Source organism: Cytobacillus firmus (assembly GCF_023715565.1).
GTDB lineage: Bacteria > Bacillota > Bacilli > Bacillales > Cytobacillaceae > Cytobacillus > Cytobacillus firmus_C.
In genome coordinates this window covers 1-8,442 of the sequence record NZ_JAMBOJ010000105.1, presented here as the reverse complement: position 1 = coordinate 8,442, position 8,442 = coordinate 1, and the positions used below count along the sequence as shown (strand labels likewise).

Below are 8,442 nucleotides of genomic sequence, written 5' to 3'. Positions count from 1 at the left end.
TGGTAACTTTATTTTATCAGAAGTGGTTCTTATTTTAATCCCAAAATAAACAAAGCCGGTGAAATTTTACTCATTGTAAAATTTCACCGGCTTTTTCAATTTAGAGGAGGGTTTTGTCCCAGCCTCTATTTCCCTTTACGCTGCTCTTCCCCATTTGATTAGACTCGCAAATAAAGATAAACTTTACCTATATCAACTTTATTAGCGGGTGCAAGAATGAATAATAGACAAAGGGAACTACTTAGAATACTGCTCCTTCATGAGGCGGGGGCTGTGCAGATAAAAGAGTTGTCTGATGAGCTGGACTGTTCGGAGAAAACGGTCCGGAATGATTTGGATCGAATGGAGGGATTTTTACAGGACACGAGGGCCAGTCTTTTGCGCAAACCCGGTATTGGAATCTCTATTGAAATAGATGAAGCAGAACGCACGAAAATTTTGCGCAGCTTGTTTTCAAATGAACAGAAAACTGCAGAAGAGCGGCTGTTTGAGATAGCATTTCAGCTGTTGACCAGTCCAAAGGCCATTACACTTCAGTATTGGGCGGACCGTTACTATGTGCCTAAAACTACGATTAAAAAAGATATAGGGACAATTACCTATTGGCTTCAGCGTTTTGACCTTGAGATTGTATCAAAGCAGCGGATCGGCAGCCTGATTGAAGGGCCGGAGTTAAAGAAACGGAATGCCATGGCACATTTGTCTGAGTTAATACCTTCTCTATCAAATGAAAAAAATATGGTTCTGAATTTATTCTTTTCTTATGAAATTGCAGTAATAAAGGAAGCGCTTAAGTCCCTGCAGAAAAAGTACAGCATTGGCTTTGCTGATGAAGCTTTGGATAGCCTGCTTGTTCATGCTTTGATTATGGTCAAACGGATAAGGCAAAAGTCGCCTGTTTTTGTACAAGCTTCTGAAAGGGAAACGGCTTTGAACCGAAAAGAATATCAATATGCAGGCTGGTTCTTTAATCAGTTGGAAGAGGCATTTGGGCTAAGGTTTCCTGAGGCGGAGAGAATCTATTTTACGTGGCATCTTATTAGCGGAAAGCGGGTAGAAGAAACAGAGCAGGTTTTGCAATACGATCAAGAATCTAAGGTGGTTGTCCTCCACCTCATTCGCAAGATGGGTAAACTGACATTGTTTCCATTTGAAGACGATCCTATTTTACAAAATGGGCTCATTGTCCATATGCATTCTGTCATTAGCCGCATCAAATATGGTTTTCCTATCACAAACCCTCTTCTTGAGAATATAAAAAAGATGTATCCCTATATGTTCAGTATGGTAATTTTGGCAATTGAGGAGATGAAAGATAAATTCGGATTCGACATCCCCGAAGACGAAGCTGCTTATATTGTTCTGCACTTTCAAGCCTCTATTGAACGTCTGGAAGGGAAAAGAAAAGTGGAGAAAAAGAAGGCGCTGATTGTTTGCCATATGGGCATTGGCATGTCACATTTGCTCGAAGCCAAAATACAACAGCAATATCCGGACATTGATATTGTTGCTTGTATTGGCAAGGCGGAGATTATGGATGCCTTAAAGGAGCATCAAGCTGATTTCATTATTTCAACAGTCAATCTGGAAAAAGCAAATATGGAATATATCCAGATTTCACCTCTTTTTGGGCTTGAAGATAAGAGTAATTTAAGCCGCTTTGTAGATAAGCTTAAGGTGAAAAGAAATGTACAGCAGGAGCAAAATATCTTTTCTTCATTTATAGCTCCGGAACTGGTATTTTTTGATATTGAAAAAGAACATAGATATCAAGTTGTTGAAATGCTGGCAATGGCTCTTTACGATAAAGGCTATGTAAAAAAGGAATTTATCCATAGTGCAGTCCAGCGCGAACGGAATTCAGCTACCGCAATTGGCGGGGGCATTGCCATTCCTCATGGAGATCCTGCCATGATCCATAAGACCGTTTTAGCGATAGCGATCATGAAGGAGCCAATCGAATGGGGGAATGAACAAGTTTCCCTTGTTTTCATGCTCGCCATTTCAAAGGAAAACCAGGGAGAAATCCGAAATATTATAGGCAGGATTGCCGATTTTAGCGAATCGCCGCTTCTTGTTCACGAGCTGATTGCAGCAGAAAATGATAAAGATTTTTTAAGAGTACTGGAAGAAAGGTAAAACTAATAAGCATTAGGGCAGTGGAATGATAGTTCCACTGCCCTTTTTAATGAAAAATTCCTTTTTACCATAAGTTCCGGTAAAAATAAAAAAAATATAAGGACATTTTTGGATTTATTATATAGGTAAGCGATTACATTTAGATTTTGACAACCAGGAGGTTAGGTTATGGCGAAAATATTAGCGGTTACCGCATGTCCAGTGGGTATTGCCCATACGTATATGGCTGCAGAAAACTTGCAAAAAGCAGGCGAAGCGCTGGGTGTGGATATAAAGGTTGAAACACAGGGCTCGATTGGTGTGGAAAATGCTCTAACTGAACAAGAGATCGCTGAAGCAGACGGAATAATTATTGCGGCTGACAAGGAGGTTCCGAAAGAGCGTTTCGCAGGTAAAAGAGTAATTGTAACCGGTGTTCAGGATGGGATTAGAAAACCAGAAGAGCTAATTAAGAAAATCCAAAATGGTGATGCTTCTGTATATAAACCAGAAATAGCGTCTAAAAATGTCCCTGCTAAAGGAAAAAAGAAAGAAAATCCTATTTATAAGCATTTAATGAGCGGTGTTTCCTATATGGTACCGTTCATCGTGGTAGGGGGGCTATTGATTGCTCTTGCCTTAACATTAGGCGGGGAGCAGACACCAGGAGGAATTGTTATACCGGAGGATTCAATCTGGAAACAGGTAGAAAGCCTAGGCGGAACGGCCTTCATGTTCATGGTTCCGATCCTCGCGGGCTTTATAGCGGTGAGCATTGCAGACCGTCCCGGCCTTGTCCCAGGGATGATAGGCGGGTATATTGCAGCAAACGGCAGTTTTTATGGAAGTGAAGCAGGTGCAGGGTTCATAGGCGGAATCATTGCCGGTTTCCTGGCTGGTTATGTGGCTCTTGCTATTAAAAAGGTGAAAGTGCCAAAAGCAGTACAGCCTGTCATGCCGATTATTTTTATCCCGATTCTATCATCGGTCATTGTTGGGTTATTATTTATTTATGTAATTGGTGCTCCTGTAGCACAGGTGTTTGAATCCTTAACAGGATGGCTTGCAGGTATGCAAGGAGGAAGCTCGATTGTATTGGCTTTGATCCTTGGTGCTATGATAGCTGTTGATATGGGTGGCCCATTCAATAAGGTAGCTTTCCTATTTGGTTCAGCGATGATTGCAGAAGGAAATTATGAAATTATGGGTCCGATTGCGGTAGCCATTTGTATTCCACCAATTGGCCTTGGACTGGCAACCTTTATTAACAAACGCAAATTCCGTCCAACGGAGAGGGAAGCGGGGAAAGCTTCTTTTACAATGGGACTATTCGGCATTACAGAGGGTGCGATACCATTCGCTGCGCAGGATCCTCTGCGTGTGATCCCAAGTATTGTTGTCGGTTCAATGGTCGGATCAGTTATCGCCATGGTTTCAAACGTTGGGGACCGTGTGGCACATGGCGGTCCGATTGTGGCGGTATTGGGCGCAGTTGATAATGTATTAATGTTCTTTGTAGCAGCTATTGTTGGTGCTGTTGTAACGGCATTTATGGTTACAGCGCTGAAAAAAGATGTGGAAGAAACTATAGTGCCAGCTGGTGCTGAAAATTCAGTGTTAAATAAAAGTGAAGATAAAGCTGTAATAGAAGAAGGTCCTGCAGATGTTGAGATCAAGAAATTAACAGACATAACGAATACGAATCTCATCGAGCCAACCATAGCAGGAACCACTCGGGATGAAGTAATTGATGAATTGATTGAGCATTTTGATAAAAGCGGAATCTTGAGTTCAAAGTCAGAATTCAAGCAGGCAATCTTAAATCGAGAAGCTCAGAGTTCAACAGGCCTGGGTATGAATATTGCGATCCCTCATGGAAAATCCAATGCTGTAAAGCGGCCTGCTGTTGCGTTTGGCATAAAACGTGATGGTGTTGATTGGAAAAGCCTTGATGGTTCAGATGCAAAGCTGATCTTTATGATAGCAGTGCCTGAAAAAGCAGCAGGAGATGCCCATCTAAAAATACTCCAGATACTTTCCCGCAAACTAATGGATGAAAATTTCAGGGCGCAGCTGCTAAAAGCTGCTTCAAAAGAAGAAGCTTTTAGACTATTGGGAGATATTCAATAATCTAAAGGCATAATGGTGAAAGTTATTCATTTAGTAAATGGAGCCATGTCATTTTACTAGTGTGACTGGGAGAATTTGATGTAAGCGGTAATGTGAACATATTATTATGCATCCATAATGCGGCCTGTCGATGCTGTAGAAAAACCTTGCTGATTTGGGGCAAGGTTTTTTTTCTATGGGGAGGAGAGAGTAATAATACTTTTCATACTGGATTATTAGGGAATTTGACATGATTTTGAAGAGTTAAAAACCGCTATTAGCTACAGAAGCATTTTTGTATTATATTCTTTAACTTTATGAAGTATCAATAAATTAAATTATAAAAATTACAATTATCAAGCCTAATAGCGGAGTACCGTATCCTTTCTTGATATTACGATTAGTTCCAGGAATCAAAGTAACTAAGTAGTAAAGGGGCATTATTATTAACAGAGGTAGCAAGAACTTTGCAAAGAATGGGAGACTCTCAATGCTTAAAAAGAACCTGCCAATAATTAAAAGAGGGATCAGAGTTATTAAGTAGGCAAGCGACACCATCATCACATCTTGTTTATTACCGAATTATACCAAATTAATATTTGTAATTACAAGATAGAAAACAGGAGTAGTATTAAAGAAATTTTTTTCTGCGATTGTCGATGAAGATAATGAATTCGAAGAAGAGAATTATAATGAAGAATGGTTGAATGATAATAATTGGTATATTATTGATACCTAAAATAAAAAAGGGGATATACCTAACCTGCAGTTTATTCTGATTGGGAAATTAGCTGGAGGTGGAGATGAATTTTAAAAAACCTTGAGTGGCCCTGTGCCTTTCAAGGTTTTCATTTGTTTGGGGCCACGAGCTGTACTATTATTTAATTTAATAAATGAAAAGATGCCTCTGGGGATTCGAATCCCACTCTTTTCGTAAGCATAGGCTAGGGAAGAACATGCTTCTCTTCGGAACTAGCAAAACATCAATTATCTTATACCGTATTAGTTATCACAAATAATGCTTGAACCATATATATAAAAGTCGTAACGTATAGAAGAGGATTTTAAAGGAAGCTTTGTTGTAGCAAGTAATCGGAGAAAATATAGCCGAATAAAAAATAAATAAAATGAATTAAGTTTGATGATGGGAAAATGACTATAGGAAGAAGGTAAATAAATGATTCCATTAGTTTATGATCAAATTAATGGCTGGGGAAAAGACGATGAATTCTTCTTGGCCCTTTTAAAAAAAGTTAATGCTAAAGAAATAGCAGATTTAGGTTGTGGAACAGGAAGGTTAACAACCCATTTTGCACAAGCTGGCTATCATATTACAGCTATTGATCCAAATGAAGATGCAATTGAAAAGGCGAAAAGTAAAAAGTACGCAGACGAAGTGACTTGGATTGTTGGCGACAGCTCGAATTTACAACCAAATTCATTTGATGTTGTCATAATGACAGCGAATGTTGCACAAGTATTTCTTACAGACGAAAATTGGCAGAAAGGCATTTCTAATGCATATCGAGCACTTAAACCTGGAGGACATTTTATTTTTGATACGCGTAACCCATTAGCAAAAGCGTGGGAACAATGGCAACAAGATGAGACACCTGATGTTGCAAAGGATGAGATAAGCGGCGACCCACTTGAAATTTGGACGGAATATGAAGGGTTTGTAGGAGATGTTTTTACATTTTATGAAATCGTCAAAAATGCACGAACAGATGAAGTATTAATTCATGAAAAAATGCAATTAAAGTTTCGAACACAAGAAGATATCTTTAAATCACTACAAGAAATAGGCTTTTCACAAATCCAAATTTATGGTGATTGGGAGTTTGAACAAGCAACTGAAGTAACAAAATCATTTGTTTTCCATAGTGTAAAATAATATAACTGGGCTTTTAAAAATTAAACAACTTTATTTTAACAGTGTTCCATTTTGGAATCGATGTTAAGGGCGAACACTTTTAAAGGACTAATTCTCCCGAATCACTTACTAATAGAAGGCTGCCGAAACATTATCGACAGCCTCCCTCATACATGGAAAAGAAACTGATTTTCTAGCCAACAATGAATTAGTAGGAGCAGTTGGTCAACTGCTTTTAAACAGAAGATTTTCTTTAGTTCTTCTTGAATATCCAAGGAGAATCTCTTTTTACTAATACTTTATTTTAGAGTGAGCAGTGAACTAATTTGGTAGCAATGGCCTAATACGTTTAGTAGAATCCTGCTTAAAACCTATCATTTGGTAATCTTTAACTATAAATTCGACAATTTTTATAAAATATAAATAATTCTTATTATTCATTCCAAATTTTGCCTCTTAATCTATAATTTAGAGTATCTAAATTATAGGAGGTCAAAGTAAATGAAAAAAAAGCTGCTTGCGCCTGTATTGCTTTCTTCAGCCTTATTGGCAAGTTCGATCCCTGTAAATGTTTTTGCTCAGCCGGTAGATTCAGCAAGTTACCAGCATGTACAAGCTTCCAAGGAATGGAATGAAAAAGCAAGTGTTCCTTTATTTGTAAAAGAACGATTTACAGAGAAATTTTCTTCCAGCACTCCTGAGAATGCAATAAATTACTTAAAGAAACATCAGGATCGCACAGGTATTAAAAGTCCGGAAAAAAACCTCAAAGTGAAAGAGGTACAAAAAGACGAGTTAGGCATGACACATGTACGATTTAATCAGGCAATAAATGGTGTGCCTGTAGAAGGATCAGAAGTAATTGTTCATTATAATGAGAACAATGAAGTAATATCCGTTAACGGCAGAGTAAATCAGACAATTGCCGATGCAACAGTGAATACGTCTGTGTCTTTAAAAAGTGATGCTGCAGTAAAAACTGCTTTAACAGCTGTCAATGCGCCACAAGAACTTACATATGAGCCAGTAACAGAACTCGTTGTATATCCATTTGAAGGGGAGAATCATACAGCATATAAAGTAAATGTAAACTTTATGGGAGATGAACCTGGAAACTGGTTTGTGTTTGTAGACGCAAAAACGGGTGAAGTTATAGATCAATACAATGGAATCATGCATGCTGAAGAACATAAAACACAAAAAGGATTTGGCAAAGGGGTTAATGGGGATCATAGAGAGCTGCATATTACCAGGGTTAAAGAAGAGAAATCAGGGACTAAATTTGCTTTAGCGGATTATTCCCATGATAACCTCGAAGGAATCTTTACATTTGATTCTAAAAATGATTGGGACTCAACTAATGATGCTCTGTATGTCGGGAACTCTGCTGCATTTATAGGGGATTATGACCGCGCTGCAGTTGATGCGCATTATAATTCAGAGCGGGTATATGAGTATTTCTTGAATGAGCATGGCCGTAATTCGCTGGATGGGGAAGGTATGGCTATCAATTCTTATGTTCATATGGGCACAGATTACAATAATGCGTTCTGGAACGGCCAATACATGGCATATGGAGATGGGGATGGTGAGTTTTTTATTTCTTTATCAGCCGGCCTTGATGTTGCTGCACACGAAATGACCCACGGAGTAATCTCTCATACTGCTAACCTTGCATATCGGAACCAATCAGGAGCACTGAACGAGTCATTTGCAGATGTTTTTGGTGTACTTGTTGACGATGATGATTGGGAAATGGGAGAAGACATTATGGCGCCTGCTGCTAAAGCTGACGGAGTAACGAGATTGCGCAGCTTAAGTGATCCTAACAGTGTTGTAGTGAGTAATCCGGAAAGAGCGGCATATGGAAGTGGAGTTTATCCGGCTCACATGGATGAATATTACAACATGCCATTAAATGTCGATAATGGCGGTGTCCATGTGAATTCCTCGATTACTAATCATGCCGCCTACCTGATCGGGCAGGAAATAGGCAGGGAGAAGCTGGGAAAAATTTATTACCGTGCTTTAACTGTTTATTTAACCTCCAATTCTAATTTTAGTGATGCACGCCAGGCGGTTGTTCAGTCTGCGATCGACCTTTACGGGGAAGGCAGCGGGGAAGCTGCTGCAGCGAATGCTGGATTTGATGCGGTGGGGATTTACTAAACAAATTGGATAAGATGAAAAAACCCTGACCTCAACGTAGGTCAGGTCAGACTGTCGACAAACTCGATGAAAATCGTACTTGTCGGGAGTCTTTTTTGATTTAAAATAGAAGTAATACAATGCTTGAGGTGATTAATATGCTTTCTAAACATAATCCAATTCAACGGGATCAA

General features: G+C 39.0%; 4 protein-coding genes. All 4 read left to right on the top strand.

What is annotated here, in order from left to right; genetic code table 11:
• Positions 1-216 precede the first annotated feature (216 nt).
• Positions 217-2,139 (top strand): BglG family transcription antiterminator, encoded by a 1,923-nt coding sequence (locus tag M3205_RS24625; protein ID WP_251172285.1) that lies wholly within the window; start codon positions 217-219, stop codon positions 2,137-2,139.
• A 168-nt stretch (positions 2,140-2,307) separates the two neighbouring features.
• Positions 2,308-4,248 (top strand): PTS fructose transporter subunit IIABC, encoded by a 1,941-nt coding sequence (locus M3205_RS24620; RefSeq protein WP_251172284.1) that lies wholly within the window; start codon positions 2,308-2,310, stop codon positions 4,246-4,248.
• Positions 4,249-5,404: 1,156 nt separating this feature from the next.
• Entirely contained in the window at positions 5,405-6,121 is a 717-nt protein-coding gene (locus M3205_RS24615) for a class I SAM-dependent methyltransferase (protein WP_251172283.1), read from the top strand.
• A 480-nt stretch (positions 6,122-6,601) separates the two neighbouring features.
• Positions 6,602-8,269 carry a M4 family metallopeptidase gene (locus M3205_RS24610; RefSeq protein WP_251172282.1) on the top strand — a complete coding sequence of 556 codons (1,668 nt, stop codon included), beginning with the start codon at positions 6,602-6,604 and terminating at the stop codon, positions 8,267-8,269.
• Positions 8,270-8,442: the final 173 nt, after the last annotated feature.

What these genes read in the sequence shown, in the direction of transcription:
- M3205_RS24625 (WP_251172285.1), top strand. Translation starts at nt 217, where the DNA reads ATGAATAATAGACAAAGGGAACTACTTAGAATACTGCTCCTTCATGAG.
- M3205_RS24620 (WP_251172284.1), top strand. Translation starts at nt 2,308, where the DNA reads ATGGCGAAAATATTAGCGGTTACCGCATGTCCAGTGGGTATTGCCCAT.
- M3205_RS24615 (WP_251172283.1), top strand. Translation starts at nt 5,405, where the DNA reads ATGATTCCATTAGTTTATGATCAAATTAATGGCTGGGGAAAAGACGAT.
- M3205_RS24610 (WP_251172282.1), top strand. Translation starts at nt 6,602, where the DNA reads ATGAAAAAAAAGCTGCTTGCGCCTGTATTGCTTTCTTCAGCCTTATTG.